Below are 16,784 nucleotides of genomic sequence, written 5' to 3'. Positions count from 1 at the left end.
TTCGATGCCGGAACCGAGTGGAAAACGTGGGTCGCGAGACGCGGGGCGAGTGGGTGCCGCGCTCAAGGACGAAGGCTTGCAGCGGCTGTTGGAGGGATTGAAGGCGGTTCGCGACGGCGATTTCAGCACGAGGCTTCCCCAGGAGGACGACGTCCTGATGGACGAGATGGCCGTCGTCTTCAACGGGATGGTCGACCAGCTGGCGTTGTTCACCTCCGAGGTGACCAGGGTCGCGCGGGAGGTGGGGACCGAAGGCAAACTCGGCGGGCAGGCGGCGGTGCCCTCGGTTTCGGGGACCTGGAAGGACCTCACCGATTCGGTGAACGCGATGGCCGGCAACCTGACCGGTCAGGTCCGCGACATCGCCGAGGTCGCCACAGCGGTGGCGAAGGGTGATCTGTCCCAGAAGATCACCGTCGACGTCAAAGGCGAGATGCTGGAGCTGAAGAACACGATCAACACGATGGTGGATCAGCTGTCGTCGTTCGCCGACGAGGTGACGCGAGTGGCCCGCGAGGTGGGCAGCGAAGGACGGCTGGGCGGGCAGGCGGAAGTGCCCGGTGTGGCGGGGACCTGGCGGGATCTGACGACGTCGGTGAACTTCATGGCGGGCAACCTGACCGATCAGGTGCGGTCGATCGCCGAGGTCACCACGGCGGTGGCGAAGGGTGACTTGTCGCAGAAGATCACGGTGGATGCGCGGGGCGAGATCCTGGAGCTGAAGAACACGATCAACACGATGGTGGATCAGCTGTCGTCGTTCGCCGACGAGGTCACGCGAGTAGCCCGCGAGGTCGGAACCGAGGGCGCGCTCGGCGGACAGGCCCAGGTCCCTGGTGTGGCCGGGACCTGGCGGGACTTGACGACGTCGGTGAACTTCATGGCGGGCAACCTCACCGCGCAGGTGCGGTCGATCGCCCAGGTGGCCACGGCGGTGGCGAAGGGTGACTTGTCGCAGAAGATCACGGTGGATGCGCGGGGCGAGATCCTGGAGCTGAAGAACACGATCAACACGATGGTGGATCAGCTGTCGTCGTTCGCGGACGAGGTGACACGGGTGGCCCGTGAGGTGGGCACCGAGGGGCGGCTGGGTGGTCAGGCGGATGTCAAGGGTGTGTCGGGGACGTGGAAGGGGCTGACCGAGTCGGTCAATGTCATGGCCGACAACCTGACCGACCAGGTGCGCTCCATCGCCGAGGTCACCACCGCGGTGGCCAAGGGCGACCTCTCGCAGAAGATCCGCGTCGACGCGCGCGGCGAGATCCTGGAACTCAAGGACACCATCAACACGATGGTCGGCCAGCTGTCGTCGTTCGCCGACGAGGTGACCCGTGTCGCCCGTGAGGTGGGTACGGAAGGGCGGCTGGGTGGTCAGGCGGATGTCAAGGGTGTGTCGGGGACGTGGAAGGGGCTGACCGAGTCGGTCAATGTCATGGCCGACAACCTGACCGACCAGGTCCGCTCCATCGCCCAGGTCGCGACCGCGGTCGCCCGCGGGGACCTTTCCCAGAAGATCACCGTCGAGGCCAAGGGCGAGGTCGCCGCCCTTGCCCAGACGATCAACACGATGGTCGACACGCTGTCGGCGTTCGCGGACGAGGTCACGCGGGTGGCGCGCGAGGTCGGCACCGAGGGCATCCTCGGCGGGCAGGCCAGGGTGCCGAACGTCGCCGGCACCTGGAAGGACCTCACCGACAACGTCAACTCGATGGCGAACAACCTCACCGGGCAGGTCCGCAACATCGCCCAGGTGACCACCGCGGTCGCGCAGGGCGACCTTTCCCGCAAGATCGACGTCGACGCGCGGGGCGAGATCCTGGAGCTCAAGACCACCATCAACACGATGGTCGACCAGCTTTCCGCGTTCGCAGCCGAGGTCACGCGGGTCGCGCGCGAGGTCGGCAGCGAGGGACGGCTCGGTGGCCAGGCGGAGGTCGAAGGTGTTTCCGGTACCTGGAAGCGGCTGACGGAGAACGTCAACGAGCTCGCCGGGAACCTGACGCGCCAGGTCCGGGCGATCGCCGAGGTGACCAGCGCGGTGGCCACCGGCGACCTCACCCGGTCGATCTCCGTCGAGGCGCAGGGCGAGGTCGCGGAACTGAAGGACAACATCAACGCGATGGTCCAGTCGCTGCGCGAGACCACGCGGGCGAACGAGGAGCAGGACTGGCTCAACAGCAATCTGGCGCGGATCTCGGGCCTGATGCAGGGCCACCGGGACCTGCGGGTGGTCGCCGCGCTCATCATGAACGAGCTGACCCCGCTGGTCGGCGCCCAGCACGGGACGTTGTTCCTCACCGAGTCCGGCGAGGACGGCACCCGGCTGCGGCTGATCACCAGCTACGGGCGCAGCGACGACCCGGACACGCCGTTGGGCTTCGCGATGGGGCAGTCCCTGATCGGGCAGGCCGCGCAGACCAAGAAACCGATCGTCGTCGACCGGACACCGCCGGGCTTCGTGAAGATCTCGTCGAGTCTCGGCTCCGCCCCGCCGGTCACCCTGATCGTGCTGCCGATCGTCTTCGAGGACCAGGTGCTCGGTGTCATCGAACTGGCGTCGTTCGGCGAATTCACCGCGGTCCGCAAGGATTTCCTCGAACAACTGATGGAGACCATCGGCGTCAACGTCAACACGATCATCGCCAACGCGCGGACCGACTCCCTGCTGGAGGAATCCCAGCGGCTGGCCGCGGAACTGCAGGCGCGGTCGGAGGAACTCCAAGCCCAGCAGGCGAAACTCCAGGTGTCCAACGCGGAACTGGAGGAGAAGGCGGAACTGCTCGCCAGGCAGAACCGGGACATCGAAGTGAAGAACTTCGAGATCGAGCAGGCCCGGCAGGAAATCGAGGAACGTGCGCAGCAGCTCGCGCTGGCGTCGAAGTACAAGTCGGAGTTCCTGGCCAACATGTCGCACGAACTCCGGACCCCGTTGACCAGCCTGCTGATCCTCGCCGGGGTCCTGTCACAGAACTCGACCCAGAACCTGACCCCCAAACAGGTCGAGTTCGCCAAGGTGATCCAGTCCGCGGGCACCGATCTGCTGCAGCTGATCAATGACATCCTCGACCTGTCGAAGGTCGAGGCGGGCAAGATGGACATCCACCACGAGCCGTTCCCGCTGCGTCAGCTGCTCGACTACGTCGGCACGACGTTCCGCCCGCTGACCGCGGAGAAGGGACTGGACTTCCAGGTCACGGTGGAACCCAATGTGCCGGAACTGCTGTTCACCGACGAGCAGCGACTACGGCAGGTGCTGCGGAACCTGCTGTCGAACGCGGTCAAGTTCACCGAAGACGGCAGCGTCGAGCTGAGGGTGAAACTGGTCGACACCATCGTTTCCCCCTCCGCCACGGGTCACGAGTCCTTGGTCGCCTTCAGTGTCGCCGACACCGGGATCGGGATCGCCGAAGAGAACCTCGAGTCGATCTTCGGCGCCTTCCAGCAGGCCGACGGCACCACCAGCCGGAAGTACGGCGGCACCGGGCTCGGTCTCTCGATCAGCCGCGAGGTCGCCTACCTGCTCGGCGGTGAGATCCGGGCGGACAGTGTGCTGGGGTCGGGGAGCACGTTCACCCTCTATCTGCCGGTGGCCAGGTTCACCGCCACCGCGGGACTTGGTGAGTCCACTGTGGACAACATCGGGGCGGAGCGGCAGGTCCTGGTGGTGGAGAGTGAACAGAACAGCCTGCTGACCCTGCTCGCCCGCGGGGTCGCGGCGGACGTCGCGGACAGCCATGGCTCGGTCCAGGTGCGGGCGGTGGCCACTCCGGCGGAGGCGTTCGAGGAGTTGAAACGGGACAGCTACCGCTGCGTCGTGCTCGACACCAGCATCCCCGGAACGAGCGCGCTGACGTTCCTCAAACGGCTCGCGGAGGGCCCGGATCCGGTCAAGGCCCCAGTGCTGGCGTACGCGACCCGCAAGCTCAGTGCCGCTCAGGACCGGCTGCTGCACGCGCACGCACGGGTGCATCCGGTCGAACTGCTGCCGTCGCTGGACACCCTGCGGGAACGCATCATGCTGCACATCTCGGCCAGTGAACTCGAAGGCATCCTGCCGCTGATGCACCAGCCCGAAGAGCCTCCGGTGGCCGTCGAGGAGACGGCCGAGGTCGCCGATCCGCCGTCCGATCCGCCGTCCGGGCCGCCGCGGCTGCGAGGGCGCAAGGTCCTGCTCGTCGACGACGACGCGCGTAACGTGTTCGCGATCTCGGGGATGCTCGAACTGCACGGACTGTCCGTGGTGCACGCGCCGAACGGCCGCAAGGGCATCGACGAACTGCTGGCCGACGACGGCATCGACCTGATCCTGATGGACGTGATGATGCCGGAGATGGACGGCCACGCGACGACGGCGGCGATCCGCGAGATGCCGAGGTTCGCCGGCCTGCCGATCATCACGGTGACCGCGAAAGCGATGGAAGGGGACCGGGAGAAGAGCCTCGCCGCCGGGGCGAGCGACTACGTCACCAAACCCGTGAACGCGGAGGAACTGCTGGCTTGTATGGAACGCTGGCTCGCGGACTGACGTCCTGGCTACTCCGTCCCGTTGGCGCTGTTCGCGCAGAGGCGGCGGATGGCCGCGACGATCTCGGTGTTGGGGCTTCCCTTCACGAGGTACTCGGTGACGCCCGCCGACGCCATTTGGGCGATGGAGCGGGAGTCGCTGTGCGCGGAGAACGCCAGCAACCGGGTACGGGGCACCCGTCGCCGGATCTCCTTGGCCATCCACGCCCCGCCCCCGCCGGGGATCCGGACGTCCAGGATGGCGACCTCGGGGGACAGCAGTTCCGTGAGCTCGACCGCCTCACCCGCGTTCCCGGCCACGGCGACCACTTCGATGTCCGGTTCGGTCTCCAGAAGGGCGCGCAGGGCGTCACCGATGACCGGGTTGTCGTCCGCGACGAGCACCCGAAGTCTGGGGGGCGGCGTTCGGTTCATTGCCCAGTCCGAGCCCGCGGGGTCTGCGGCGCCGGTGGTGGTCGCGGGCCCCCCGCCGATCATGACGTGACTCAGCAAGAGACTCGTCGGTCGCCTTCGCTCGGCTGTTCGACGAGTGTCCTGGCTACGTCGTGGATCTTCATGTTGTTGTTGCGGCAGAACGACCGTAGCAATTCGAACGCCGCGCCGATGTCGATTTGGTAACGCTCGGCGAGAATTCCCTTGGCCTGCTCGATCGGCAGCCGGTGGTCGAGCGCGTACTGGAGCTGCTCGGCGCGAGTCCGGTAGAAGCGGATGCGGTTGCGCATGGCCACGACGTCGTCGGTCGGGTCGGAAGGGCCGGACGAAGTGGCCGGCGAAAGCGTGGTCTCGGACATGACGGGATCGTCGCAGCGGTGGAACTCTTCGGGGAAGAACAGAACGTCCTGACTCGAATGATGCAAATGAACCTGGTCCGGTCGGCGGCAGCCACTCGAACGGGTGCCGAACAGGGCCCTTTGGCCTGTCGCAGTGACCGGTCGTGCGCCGTACGCTCTCATCCGAGGAGGGAAACCGTGGAGGTCGGAATGCTCCGGGTGTTTCTGGTCGACGACCACGAGGTGGTCCGTCGAGGGGTCGCGGACATGCTCGAGGAGGACGCGGATCTGTGCGTCGTCGGTCAGGCCGCCACGTTTTCCCAGGCGGTGGCGAGGATCCCGGCGCTGCGGCCGGATGTCGCAGTGCTCGACGTGCGGCTGCCGGACGGCAACGGCGTCGAACTCGCGCGGGAACTGAGATCCAAGATCCCCGAACTGAAATGCCTGATGCTGACTTCCTACACCGACGAACAGGCGATGCTCGACGCGATCATGGCGGGCGCGAGCGGCTACGTCATCAAGGACATCCGGGGGATGGACCTGGTGGCCGCGGTCAAGGAGGTCGGCCTCGGCCGGTCACTGCTGGACACGCGGGCCGCCGCGACCCTGATGGCGAAGTTCCGCGACGACGCCGCCAAGAAAGGCCCGCTCGCCGGGCTTTCCGACCAGGAGCGGACGCTGCTGGAACTGATCGGCGAGGGCCTGACCAACCGGCAGATCGCCGAGCGGATGTTCCTCGCCGAGAAGACCGTCAAGAACTACGTGTCCCGGCTGCTGACGAAACTCGGCATGCAGCGGCGCACCCAGGCGGCCGTGCTGGCCACGGAACTGCGGCGGCAGTGAGGGTTCCTAGCGCTCATGCGGAGACGAGCGTGTCGAGCAGGACGTCGTCCAGCGGGCGCCTGGGTGTCCACGGCAGTGGCAGGCCGTAGCCGACGCGCAGCAGCACCTGTGGCCACACCCCGCAGCCGAGAAGGCTCCTGAGCTCGGCGCGGGCCGCGCGGACCATGACCGGCGGCGAGATGAACGACGCGTCGAGACCCGCGCCCGTCGCAGTGAGCAGCACCCGTTGCAGCGCCTGCCCCGCCTGGAGCCGGTCGAGCCGTTCGTCCGTCAGCGACCCGATCACCACCACCAGCGGATCAGGCAGAGCGGCGGTACTCGCGCCGCCGAATCCGTCGAGTAGCCAGCTTTCGTCGGCGGGGGAGCCCTCGGTCGCGTAGGACGGCACCCCGTCGCGAGTCCCCGCGCCCAAACCGGTCCAGCGGCCGAGTTCGGCGACGAAATCGGGATCGTCGAGCTGGACCCGGCGGGCACGGACGGTGAGATCACGCAGATGACGGCACTGTTCGGCGTCGAGGCTCGGCATCCATGCGTGCTCGAGTTCGGTGGCGTGGCGGAGCGTGGTGAGCGTGGACCGCGGGACGGCACCGGGCAGGAACGGACGCCGGTTGGTACGGCGGCGGGTGATCGCACGGGCGAGCCGGGAGACCTTCGGATCGGGGGTGCGTTCGGCGAGCGGGCGGACGACGGCCAGCAGGTCGGGGTCGGCGCGGCTCGGCATGAGGGTCGTCGCGGGATGGAAGCCCAGCGCGTGGATCGCCGTCCGGAGGGTGAAGAGGGCCGCGCCGCACGAGAGGACGAGTTCACGACCGTCCGGATCCGTGACCGGTAGAATACGGCGCGGATCGGCGTGTAGTTCGATCCCGGTGCCGGTGCACCGGAAAAGCCAAGGTTGGGTGTTGTGCGTCGACGGCGCCAGCGTGGCCGACCGGAGCACGGAATTCACCTGTTCGGAGTTCAAACGTCCGACCTTGGTGACTTGTAAGGTCATGGTTCCTCCCGCCGCTGCGCCACGGGCAATCCGGTTGTCTCGATGAGACGGTCCCCGCCCGCGGTGCAGGCCGAAAGAGGAGAAAGTCACCACGGCCGCGAGTCGTCCCGATCTTCGGAGGCGCAGCAGGATGTCGGGTCAGGACCGGCTCGGCGGAAGTGACGACCGGATCACCGGCGCGCTTTCCCAGCTGCGAGTTCGTGAGGTGCTGCGGGATCTCCAGGACCGCATCGAACGGCTCATCGGCACCCGCGACAAGATGGACGGCCTGCTCGAAGCGGTGCTGGCCGTCGCGTCGGGGCTGGAACTGGACGCGACACTGCGCCGGATCGTGCAGGCGGCGATCGATCTCGGCGAAGCCACGTACGGCGCCCTCGGGGTGATCGCGGACGACGGTTCGCTCGCGGAGTTCGTCTATCTCGGTATCGACGGCGAGACGAAACAACAGATCGGGCATCTCCCGAAAGGTCACGGCCTGCTGGGTTTCGTCATCGACGAGGCCAAACCGGTACGGCTGGCCGACATCTCGCGGCATCCCGCGTCGGTCGGGTTCCCGCCGTGCCATCCGCCGATGCGGTCCTTCCTCGGCGTGCCGGTGCGGGTGCGTGACGAGGTGTTCGGGAATCTTTACCTCACCGAGAAACGCGGGGAGAGTTTCACCGATGACGACGAGGTGGTCGTCCAGGCGCTCGCCGCCGCGGCGGGTATCGCGATCGAGAACGCCCATCTGTACGAGCAGGCCCGGATCCGTCAGCAGTGGCAGGCCGCCACCAGCGAGGTGACGACGGAACTGCTGGGCGGCACCGACCCCGTCGACGCGCTCAACCTGATCGCCGGCCGGGCGCTGGAACTGACCGGCTCCGACCTCACTTTGCTGGCCCTGCCCGGTCCCGGACGGCTCGACGTCAGCCCGGACGGCGAGGACGAGGCCGACGAACTCACCATCGCCGTCTGCGCGGGCGCACGGGCGATGGAGCTGACCGGGGTGCGGATCAGCGTCGCCGCCTCGTTGCCGGGTGCGGTCTACCGCGACCGGACCCCGCGCAGCGTGCCGGACCTGGTGCTCGGGCCCGAGGGGGAGTTCGGCTTCGGGCCGACGCTCGTGGTGCCGCTCCGGGCGCGGGAACGCACGTCCGGGGTGCTGATGGCGGTGCGGAATCCGGGCGCGGTCCCGTTCGAACTCGCCCAGCTGCCGGTGGTGGCCTCGTTCGCCGACCAGGCCGCGCTCGCGCTGCAGCTGGCCGCACAGCAGCGGACGGCGAGGGAACTCGATGTGCTCGCCGACCGGGATCGGATCGCCAGGGATCTGCACGATCACGTGATCCAGCGGCTGTTCGCGGTCGGTCTCGCCATGCAGAGCACACACCGCCGGGCTCATTCGCCCGAACTGCAACGGCGGATCGGCGACAGCATCGATCAGATGCACGAGATCGTGCACGAGATCCGCACGGCGATCTTCGACCTCCACGGCGGCGAGGCAGGCCAGCAGGGCGTGCGGTTGCGGCATCGCCTCTACGACTCGATCACCGAACTCACCGACGAGACCGCGATCCATCCGACGGTCAGCCTTTCCGGCCCGCTCGACTCGATCCCTTTCCCGTTCGCCGAAGACGCCGAGGCCGTGGTGCGGGAAAGCGTCGGCAACGTCGTCCGGCACGCTCAGGCGAGCAGTGTTTCGGTGAGCGTCGCGGTGAAGGAGGACGTCCTGCGGATCGTGGTCACCGACGACGGTGTCGGCTTCGTCGGCGAGCCCGGCGGCGTCGGCGGGCTGCGGAATCTGCGCGATCGCGCGGAAAAGGCGGGCGGGACGTTCCGGGTGGAGACACGGGAAGAGGGCGGGACCAGGGCCGAATGGTCCGCCCCCTTGCGCTGACCGTGGTCAGTTCGCCGACTGCCCGGCGAGGATTTCGTCGACCTCGATCGAGCGGGCGACATCGGAGGCGACGGTCTCCAGCAGCTCCGCGGTGAGGTCCGAAAGCGCCCGCGTCACCGCGAGATAGGAGCCGATCTGGGAGTTCGAACTCGCTCTCAGCCCGGCCTCCGCCAGCCCGACCCCGATGAACTCCCCGCCGTCCTCCACCCGGAGCAACGCTTCCGCGCGCACCCGGTACGGCTCGTGCCGCAGGGAAACGTCAATCGTCCATTTGTCCGTCATCGTCGGCTCCGTTCCGGTCATCGAGACTCCCATCGCGGCCGTCCGCGGCACAGGGTCCTAAGTCCTCGCTGCCCGGAATCGAGGGCGAAAGTCCTTGGAATTCGTGACCGGCGGCCGCTGCGGTCGCCGGATACCCCGGCCGAAGGTGGACCAACCCCATTCCCCCGGAGCCCACGATGAAGATCCCGTTACCGAACCACGTCGACCAGGCGGTGGCGGCGGCCATCCGCGCACCGTCCCCGCTCAACACGCAGCCGTGGCGATTCGTCGTCGACCGGGACCGGATCGAGGTGTGGCTCGACCGCACGAGGGTTCTCCGGATAGCCGACCCGGACGCCCGCGAGGCGCGGCTTTCGTGCGGCGCCGCGATCTTCAACCTGATCGTCTCCTTGCGATCCAACGGGAAGACGCTCTCGCTCCGGGCGATGCCGACGCCGGGGGAGCCGGACCTGCTCGCGGAACTCCTGATCGGCGGCGACCGGTTCTCCTCGCCCGAGGAACGGAAACTGGTCGAAGTCGTCTTCCGCCGTCACACGAACCGTCGTCCGTTCCTGGCCCGGCCGGTACCCGCCTGGGCACGGACTTCGTTGCGCGCGGCCGCGCTGGTGGAAGGCGGGCTGCTCGAACTGTTCGGCCGCGGTGACCGGGCGAACGCGGTCGCGCGCGTCCTGCACCGGGCCGACGCCGCGCAGGCGCGCAACGGCGCGTTCCAGGCGGAGGTCGCTCTGTGGACCAGGCGGACGGCCAACGCCCCGGACGGCGTCCCGGCGGCCACCCAACCGCCGTCACCGCACGGGATCCCCGCGCAGGAGTCGTTCTTCACCGCCGAACCCGAAGGCGGTGAGCCGGTGCTCGGCGCGGTGCTGACCGCGGACAGCGGGCCCGCCGCGGACCTGCGGGCGGGGATGGTGCTGCAGCGGGTGCTGCTGACCGCGACGGCGGCAGGACTCGGATCGTCGTTCGTCGGCAGGCCGTTCGAGACCCCGGAGACGCGGACCGCGATGGACCGGATCTTCGCCGACCTGGGCCGCCCGCACGCGGTGGTGCGCCTCGGGTACGGCCGCCCGACGCCGATGACGGCCCGCCGTCAGGTCAACGAGGTGCTGCTCCGGCGGTCCGAAGCTGCCCTCTGACCACGGGCCATCTCGTCGACACGCACGTTTCCGATCACCGCCACCGGCCCGTCATCCTGGGCGGATTCAGTCTCCGTATGAAGATCATGCGGAATTCCTTGGTGGCGCTGGCCATCGCGGGCCTTTCGGTCGCGGCGTCCGCGCCTGCCGTGGCGGACGCGGGTGCACGCGATCGCGGTTCGATCGTCATCACCGAGCAGGCGTCCAAGCGGATCCTGGTCCTGCCCGCCGACCGGGCCTCCTGGCGGGACCGGAAGGTGAGCTGGTCGTGGGCGCCGGGCGCCGCCAACGGATTGGCGGACCTGGCCGGATCGTGGAGCAACCCGAGCGACGCGAAGCTCGCCGAGCGAGGTGGCGAGAAGTACCTGCTCACGTCGGCTTCGGGTGGTTTCGCGGCCGTCGTGCCGTATCCGGCGGGGGACCGGGCGTACTGGGCGGCGAATGTCGGCGGTCCCGCCAATCCGCACAGCATCGAACTGCTGCCCGACGGCAACGTCGCGGTGGCCGCCAGCACCGGCGGCTGGGTGCGGGTCTACACCGCTTCGCAAGGGCAGCGCTCGACGACCTACGCCGAGTTCCCGCTGGTGGGGGCGCACGGCGTGGTCTGGGACGCGGGCCGGAACGTGTTGTGGGCCCTGGGCACCGACTCGCTCGTCGCGTTGGGTGTCGGTGGCACATCCGCCGCGCCGGTGATCACCGAGCAGCGGCGGGTACCGGTACCGAGCAAAGGCGGACACGACCTCCAGCCGGTCCCGCACCGGCCCGACCTGCTGTGGGTGACCACGGAAGCGGGCGTGTACCAGTTCTCGAAGACGAGCGGCGGGTTCACCCAGCGGTACGCGGGCGCGCGGGAGATCGACCGGCCGCACGTGAAGAGTGTTTCGACGAATCCCCGGACCGGGCAGATCCTGACGGCCTCGATCCAGGACGGGCACCTGTGCACCTGGTGCACGGACGCCGTCCAGCTGGCCTTTCCACGCGCCGAGCTGGCGCTGCACGGCGCGTGGATCTACAAGGCCCGCTGGTGGATCGGTTGAGCGGTGATTCCATGTCGGTACCGGCCGTTCGGGGGGCTGCCCGGCCGGTACCGACACACCAGAGAAGAGGGAACCCCGTCGCGAGAATGACGCCTGGCCGCGTCTTTCACCTGACCGAGTGAATCGGGCCGTTCGGCGGGCGACGTTGACCCGTTCGGGGTATATGCCTCACCCGAGGAAGGCCTGCAGTTCGTCGATGACGGTCTTCGGCTGCTCCTCGGCGACGAAGTGACCGGAACCGGAGACCTTCCGCACCCGGACGTCGGCGGCCTTGGACGGCAGGACCGCGGCGAGGTAGTCGTAGTTGAACTCCGAACCGAGCCCCAGCATCGGCACGGTGATCTTCCCGTAGGCTTTCTGATCCTCGATGTCCTTGCCGAACGCCTGATACCAGCCGTTCCCGGCGCGGATCGCGTCCGGGCGGTCGTACGCGGCGGCGTAGATCGCCCGGTCCCGGTCGCCGATCGACGCCGGGTCGGCCAGCAGGTGGTCGAACATCCAGTCGACGAGGAAGCGCGCGCGGCCGGTCAGCAGCTGTTCGGGCAGGGTGGCGACCTGGTTGAAGGCGAACCACCAGACGTTCACCGGCTGTCCGGGCGGGGCCAGCATCGGGATCTGGTAGAGGCTTTCGTCGGGGTGTGAGACGTCCATGAGCGTGACGGTCTTCGTCGCTTCGGGATGGTTGGCGGCGAAGCTGAACGCGACCATGGCGCCGATGTCGTGCCCGGCGATATGCGCCTGGCGGTAGCCCAGCGCGCGGACGAGTTCGAAGATGTCGCGGGCCATCGTCTTCTTGTCGTAGCCGCCCTGCGGCTTGCCCGATCCGCCCATGCCCCGCAGGTCGACGGCGATCACGCGGTACCGCTTCGCCAGCGTCGGCATGATGCGGCGGTACTGCCACCACGTCTCCGGCCAGCCAGGCAGCAGGATCAGCGGCTCGCCCCGGCCGCCGGCGACGTAATGCAGCCGGACCCCGTTGACCTGGGCGTACTCGCTGCGGAAACCGCCGGGCAGGGACCGGGCGAGCTCCGCGTCGCCGGGCGTGCCGGACTGGCCGGCCTCGGCGATGCCACCCGAGGCCACCAGCGCGGCCGCGGCACCCGCGCCGAGGGTGAGCATGGACCGGCGGTTGAGGAAGGAACGGCTGTCTTCGGTCATGTCGTTGATCGTGGCCCCGTCGCGCCCTCGACCGTGAGCGGTGTTTTCGCCATCCGGGGTCGGTTTTGAGCCAAGCCGGTCAGGCCAGCATGGGCTCCGGGACGCCCAGCCTGGTGCCGAACGTCTCCCGGTACGCCACCGGGGTGACCCCGACCTGCCGCCGGAAGTGCGGCCGGAGCGCGGCGGAGGAGGAGAACCCGCAGTACCTGGCGATCTCGTCGACCGGGAGGTCGGTGGATTCGAGCAGCTGCTGCGCGCGGATGATCCGCTGGTGGGTGAGCCACGTACCGGGCGCGGCGCCGGTGATCTCGCGGAACCGGCGGTCGTAGTTGCGCCTGCTCATATGCGCCCGCCTGGCGAGTTCCTCGACCGGGAGCGCGGTGTCCAGCCGGGTCAGCGCCCAGGCCATCGTCTCCGAGACCGGGTCGCCCTCGTCGAGCTCCGGCATCGGCGATTCGATGTACTGCGCCTGCCCGCCGGGCCGGTGCGGCGGCACGACCATGCCCTTCGCCAGCCGGTTCGTCACCTCCGCGCCGCACCACGAGCGGATGAGGTGCAGGCCGAGGTCCATGCCCGCGGCGCCGCCACCCGCGGTCAGGATGTCGCCGTCGTCGATGTAGAGCACCGATTCGTCGAGGCGGACGGCGGGGAACCGGGCCGCGAGCAGGGGCGCCATCGCCCAGTGCGTGGTCGCGGGGCGGCCGTCGAGCAGTCCGGCGGCGGCCAGCACGAAAGCACCGCTGCACAGTCCGGCCACCCTGGCGCCCCGGCCATGGGCCGCGCGGAGTGCCTCCAGTGCCGCTTCCGGCGGATCCTCCATCGGCGACCGCCAGTTCGGGACCAGCACCAGGTCGGCGTCCCGGACGGCGTCGAGGTCTTCGGGCACCGGGACGGTCAGGCCACCACCCCGCAGTGCGGCGCCCGGTTCCCCGCCGACGACCCTGATTTCGAGGTCGGGCAGCTCCCCGAAGGCCGCGGCCATCTCGAACACCCCGAACGCGAAGGACATCGCGCCGAGCGACGCCCCGTTGAAGACCACCACCGCCAGCCGTCTCATGGGCCGATTCTAGAACTCGTGAGCCGTTCGCATGGCCGGATCCGTGAAGGACTCCTTGAGGGACTCAGAGTCCCTCAAGGAGTCCTTCACGGACTCGACGATCGCACGTTCGGCTGGGGTGGTGGAGCTGGTTTCCGACTGTCCGAAGGGGACGGTAGATTCGCCGGAGAGCAGGCTCGGGGAAGGAAGCGTCGATGTCGTATCCACAGGGACCGCAAGGACCACAGTGGGGGCAGGGTCAACCGCAGCAGGGCTACCCGCAGCAACCACATCCCCAGCAACAGCAGTACCCCCAGCAGCAGTACCCGCAGCAGGGTTATCCGCCGCCGGGCTACGGCGGGCCGCAGTTCCCTGGGCAGCAGCCGCCGAAGAAAGGCAACGGCCTCTTGATCGGGCTGATCGCCGGCGGTGGCGCGCTCGTGGTGGTCGTCTTCGTGATCCTCGCGTTCGTGGCACCCGGTTTCCTGTTGAGCGACAAGAAGTCCTCGAATTCGGCGAGCGCGACCGAGACTCCGCTCAGCCTCGACTGGGGTCCGGTGCTGGCCGGTAAGTTCATGCTCGCGGTGTTCGGCGACGAGCCCGACAAGGCCGCCGAGTCGGCTTGCGCGGACGCCAAGGACAAGGTGCGGGAGGCGGCGAAGGCCTTCGGCGACAAGAACGCCTCGCTCACGGCCAAGGAGCCGAAGGAGGTGAGTCCGAACCTGCTCATGGTGACGATGTCCGGAAGACTGAACTACGAGTCGGACTTCACCGCGACGATGGAGGTCCGGCGGGAGAGCGGCGACAAGTACTGCATCTCCGCGGTCTACCCGTTGCCGCCGGTGAACTGAGTCAGGGGAGCAGGCAGGCTCATCACTGATCGATCGGCCAGGTCTCGTCCTTCAGCAGCCGCTTGAGCACCTTCCCGGTCGCGTTGCGGGGCAGCTCTTCCACGAAGTACACGTCGCGCGGAACCGCGAAGCGCGCCAACCGATGGTGGATGTACGCGCGGACGTCGTCCGCGCTCATCCGGGCGCCGCGTTTCGGGACGATGTACGCCGCGAACCGTTGCCCGAACTCGCGATCCGGCACGCCGATCACGGCCGCTTCGTGGACGCCGGGCAGCGCGACGATGGCTTCCTCGACCGGGCGAGGGGACACGTTCTCCCCGCCGGACACGATCATCTCGTCCGCCCGGCCGGTGACGAAGAGCCGTCCCGAGGCGTCCTGGTAGCCGACGTCGCCGGTCGCCATCAGTTCCGCCGCGCGTGGCACGCTCGCGCCGTCGGTGTAGCCCTCGAACAGCATGTCGTTGCCGACGAAGATCTGTCCCTCCCAGCCCGGCGGGACCCGGTTGTGGTCGTCGTCGAGGATGGCGACCCTGGTGCCGGGCGGGCAGCGGCCCGCGGAGGTCGGCGCGGCGCGGAGGTCCTCGGGCGTGGCGATGCTGGCCCATGAAACCTCTGTGGAGCCGTAGAAGTTGTAGAGAACGTCGCCGAAGGTGTCCATGAACTCGGTGACGATCGGCCCCGGCAGCGCGGATCCGCTGCTGGCGACGATCCGCAACGACGAAAGGTCGTACCGGGTGCGGATCCGCTCCGGCAGGTCGAGGATGCGCTGCAACATGATCGGGACGGCGAACAGCACACCGCAGCGATGTTCGGCGATGGTCCTCAGTGTCTCTTCCGCGTCGAACCGGCGGATCAGCGACAGCGACGCGCGTACGGCCATCCCGATCTGCATCCCGGCGAGCCCCCAGCTGTGGAACAGGGGCGCGGCCACCACGAAGCGGTCCCCGCTGTGGAGCGGGATGCGGTCCAGCATGGCGGCCGACGTCGCGAGGCCCTTGGGAGTCGGGCGGCGCGCGCTCTTGGGGGTTCCCGAGGTGCCCGAGGTGAGCACGACGAGCCTGCCGATCCGGTCCACCGGTTTGAGTTTGGTGGCGGGCACCCCGGCGATCAGCTGGTCGATCGTCGGGTAGCCGTTCTCGGTCTCCGGCCAGGTGGACAGCCGCAGGAAGTCGCCGGGGATGCCGGCGATGACCTTCGAGAACTCGTCGTCGGCGAGTACCGCGACCGGTTCGTGCAGGCTGATGACGTCCGCGACGGCGCCGGCGGAAAGCCCGGTGTTGAGCAGGATCGCGTCCACCCCGAGTTTGCTGCACGCGATCAGCGACTCGACCATCGTAGCGTGGTTGCGGCACAACAAGGCTATCCGGTCACGGGAGCGGACTCCGCGCGCCGCGAGCGCGTTCGCGAGCTGGTTGCTGCGATCCGCCGTCTGCTTGAACGTCCGGATGTCGCGTTCGTCGTGCAGCGCGACGTCGTCGGGCACACGGGCCGCATTGGCGGAGTAGCCGCCGGCGACGGTGGCGCCCCATTGCGACAGCGAAGTGAGCTGCCGGGCGATCTTGTCCGGCCGCGCGGCCGCGATCACCCCGGCCTTGATCAGGGTGCTCGCGGTGTGCAGCGTGGTGGCCTTGGTATGCGCCGGTTCCTCGTGAGGTGACGCCGCCTGGCCGGAAAGGTGCAGATCGATCCGCCGGGCCATCGCGCGGATGGTGCGTTTGAACGAAGCGGCGGACACCAGATGCGAATTCCTCGCCGGAAGCATCAGCTGCGCGACGAGTTCCGTGCCGCCTTCGGGAGCCTGTCGCAGCTCGATCGAGACCCAGTTGCCGTCGTCCTCGACGCCGCACCAGACGACGTGTTCGCCGGGCCGCCAGACCCTGGCTTCGATGTCACCGACGACCAGTGTCCCCGGCCGCGGTTCCAGGCGGACAAGGCATTTCGGGCCGCGCCCGCGTTCGGCGGGCTGCTGGATCTCGCACCAGCTGATCTCCGCGACGAACCTCGAGTAGGACTCGGGATCGCCGATGACTTCCCAAACCTGGCCGGGAGCATGCCCGAGAATCGAGCTCGCCTGGACCACATCGTCTCGCATGCGATTCGCCTCACCACGCGCGTTCGGGTGTTGACCGGGCAGCTGCCGGCGCCTCCTTCGTCGTTCGAGTTCGGCGAACCTACCAGCAATCGGCCGAACGCAATACTCCGAACGATCGCGGGTTCGCGCTCGCCCAAGGGAACCACTTCGGAAAGGGTAAGCGCTCGGGCACCGGGAAGCCGTCTGAGGAAAGC

The 16,784-nt window shown here is 68.6% G+C and carries 13 protein-coding genes; 6 read left to right on the top strand and 7 right to left on the bottom strand.

The features are described from left to right. Positions 1 to 4: 4 nt before the first annotated feature. Positions 5 to 4,525, top strand: coding sequence for a HAMP domain-containing protein (locus AMYAL_RS0134785; RefSeq protein ID WP_026467698.1), 4,521 nt, complete (start codon positions 5 to 7; stop codon positions 4,523 to 4,525). Positions 4,526 to 4,533: 8 nt separating this feature from the next. Here AMYAL_RS0134785 and AMYAL_RS0134780 read toward each other — a convergent pair whose 3' ends face one another. Beyond that, positions 4,534 to 4,908, bottom strand: a complete 375-nt coding sequence (locus tag AMYAL_RS0134780) for a response regulator (protein WP_020635918.1) — start codon at positions 4,906 to 4,908, stop codon at positions 4,534 to 4,536. 101 nt (positions 4,909 to 5,009) lie between these two features. Then, positions 5,010 to 5,315: an ANTAR domain-containing protein gene (locus AMYAL_RS0134775; protein WP_026467697.1), complete on the bottom strand. Its 306-nt coding sequence runs from the start codon at positions 5,313 to 5,315 to the stop codon at positions 5,010 to 5,012. A 189-nt stretch (positions 5,316 to 5,504) separates the two neighbouring features. On the opposite strand from AMYAL_RS0134775, the gene AMYAL_RS0134770 reads away from it, so the two are divergent. After that, complete coding sequence (locus tag AMYAL_RS0134770; protein WP_026467696.1) at positions 5,505 to 6,137, top strand: response regulator; 633 nt, start codon at positions 5,505 to 5,507, stop codon at positions 6,135 to 6,137. 13 nt (positions 6,138 to 6,150) lie between these two features. On the opposite strand, the gene AMYAL_RS0134765 is transcribed toward AMYAL_RS0134770, so the two are convergent. Further along, the gene (locus tag AMYAL_RS0134765) at positions 6,151 to 7,128 is read right to left on the bottom strand and encodes an Acg family FMN-binding oxidoreductase (RefSeq protein ID WP_020635915.1); all 978 of its coding nucleotides are present in this window, start codon (positions 7,126 to 7,128) and stop codon (positions 6,151 to 6,153) included. 130 nt (positions 7,129 to 7,258) lie between these two features. On the opposite strand from AMYAL_RS0134765, the gene AMYAL_RS0134760 reads away from it, so the two are divergent. Further along, complete coding sequence (locus tag AMYAL_RS0134760; protein ID WP_020635914.1) at positions 7,259 to 9,001, top strand: GAF domain-containing sensor histidine kinase; 1,743 nt, start codon at positions 7,259 to 7,261, stop codon at positions 8,999 to 9,001. A gap of 6 nt (positions 9,002 to 9,007) precedes the next feature. Here the strand turns inward: AMYAL_RS0134760 and AMYAL_RS0134755 are convergent, their stop codons facing one another. Beyond that, the gene (locus AMYAL_RS0134755) at positions 9,008 to 9,304 is read right to left on the bottom strand and encodes a dsRBD fold-containing protein (protein ID WP_039795974.1); all 297 of its coding nucleotides are present in this window, start codon (positions 9,302 to 9,304) and stop codon (positions 9,008 to 9,010) included. A 155-nt stretch (positions 9,305 to 9,459) separates the two neighbouring features. On the opposite strand from AMYAL_RS0134755, the gene AMYAL_RS0134750 reads away from it, so the two are divergent. Together AMYAL_RS0134750 and AMYAL_RS0134745 are read left to right on the top strand one after the other, a co-directional pair. Next, a complete protein-coding gene (locus AMYAL_RS0134750; RefSeq protein WP_020635912.1) occupies positions 9,460 to 10,416 on the top strand; it encodes an Acg family FMN-binding oxidoreductase in 957 nt (318 codons plus the stop codon). 77 nt (positions 10,417 to 10,493) lie between these two features. Further along, positions 10,494 to 11,453 (top strand): DUF6528 family protein, encoded by a 960-nt coding sequence (locus AMYAL_RS0134745; RefSeq protein ID WP_020635911.1) that lies wholly within the window; start codon positions 10,494 to 10,496, stop codon positions 11,451 to 11,453. Positions 11,454 to 11,621: 168 nt separating this feature from the next. On the opposite strand, the gene AMYAL_RS0134740 is transcribed toward AMYAL_RS0134745, so the two are convergent. Together AMYAL_RS0134740 and AMYAL_RS0134735 are read right to left on the bottom strand one after the other, a co-directional pair. Next, positions 11,622 to 12,611 (bottom strand): alpha/beta fold hydrolase, encoded by a 990-nt coding sequence (locus AMYAL_RS0134740; RefSeq protein WP_020635910.1) that lies wholly within the window; start codon positions 12,609 to 12,611, stop codon positions 11,622 to 11,624. A 79-nt stretch (positions 12,612 to 12,690) separates the two neighbouring features. Then, a complete protein-coding gene (locus tag AMYAL_RS0134735; RefSeq protein WP_020635909.1) occupies positions 12,691 to 13,668 on the bottom strand; it encodes a GlxA family transcriptional regulator in 978 nt (325 codons plus the stop codon). A 194-nt stretch (positions 13,669 to 13,862) separates the two neighbouring features. Here AMYAL_RS0134735 and AMYAL_RS0134730 point away from each other — a divergent pair, with 194 nt between their 5' ends. Beyond that, positions 13,863 to 14,498: a hypothetical protein gene (locus tag AMYAL_RS0134730; RefSeq protein WP_026467695.1), complete on the top strand. Its 636-nt coding sequence runs from the start codon at positions 13,863 to 13,865 to the stop codon at positions 14,496 to 14,498. A gap of 22 nt (positions 14,499 to 14,520) precedes the next feature. Here AMYAL_RS0134730 and AMYAL_RS0134725 read toward each other — a convergent pair whose 3' ends face one another. Then, complete coding sequence (locus tag AMYAL_RS0134725) at positions 14,521 to 16,590, bottom strand: AMP-binding protein (protein ID WP_026467694.1); 2,070 nt, start codon at positions 16,588 to 16,590, stop codon at positions 14,521 to 14,523. Positions 16,591 to 16,784: the final 194 nt, after the last annotated feature.

This window comes from Amycolatopsis alba DSM 44262, assembly GCF_000384215.1.
Lineage (GTDB): Bacteria > Actinomycetota > Actinomycetes > Mycobacteriales > Pseudonocardiaceae > Amycolatopsis > Amycolatopsis alba.
The sequence above is the reverse complement of the archived record's forward strand: the minus strand, read 5'-3'. Positions and strand labels throughout refer to the sequence as shown.

Bases quoted from the DNA above. Each gene is read 5' to 3' on its own strand.
- AMYAL_RS0134755 (WP_039795974.1), bottom strand. From the start codon at position 9,304: ATGACCGGAACGGAGCCGACGATGACGGACAAATGGACGATTGACGTT.
- AMYAL_RS0134765 (WP_020635915.1), bottom strand. From the start codon at position 7,128: ATGACCTTACAAGTCACCAAGGTCGGACGTTTGAACTCCGAACAGGTG.
- AMYAL_RS0134740 (WP_020635910.1), bottom strand. From the start codon at position 12,611: ATGACCGAAGACAGCCGTTCCTTCCTCAACCGCCGGTCCATGCTCACC.
- AMYAL_RS0134775 (WP_026467697.1), bottom strand. From the start codon at position 5,315: ATGTCCGAGACCACGCTTTCGCCGGCCACTTCGTCCGGCCCTTCCGAC.
- AMYAL_RS0134770 (WP_026467696.1), top strand. From the start codon at position 5,505: ATGCTCCGGGTGTTTCTGGTCGACGACCACGAGGTGGTCCGTCGAGGG.
- AMYAL_RS0134745 (WP_020635911.1), top strand. From the start codon at position 10,494: ATGAAGATCATGCGGAATTCCTTGGTGGCGCTGGCCATCGCGGGCCTT.
- AMYAL_RS0134785 (WP_026467698.1), top strand. From the start codon at position 5: ATGCCGGAACCGAGTGGAAAACGTGGGTCGCGAGACGCGGGGCGAGTG.
- AMYAL_RS0134725 (WP_026467694.1), bottom strand. From the start codon at position 16,590: ATGCGAGACGATGTGGTCCAGGCGAGCTCGATTCTCGGGCATGCTCCC.
- AMYAL_RS0134735 (WP_020635909.1), bottom strand. From the start codon at position 13,668: ATGAGACGGCTGGCGGTGGTGGTCTTCAACGGGGCGTCGCTCGGCGCG.
- AMYAL_RS0134760 (WP_020635914.1), top strand. From the start codon at position 7,259: ATGTCGGGTCAGGACCGGCTCGGCGGAAGTGACGACCGGATCACCGGC.
- AMYAL_RS0134750 (WP_020635912.1), top strand. From the start codon at position 9,460: ATGAAGATCCCGTTACCGAACCACGTCGACCAGGCGGTGGCGGCGGCC.
- AMYAL_RS0134730 (WP_026467695.1), top strand. From the start codon at position 13,863: ATGTCGTATCCACAGGGACCGCAAGGACCACAGTGGGGGCAGGGTCAA.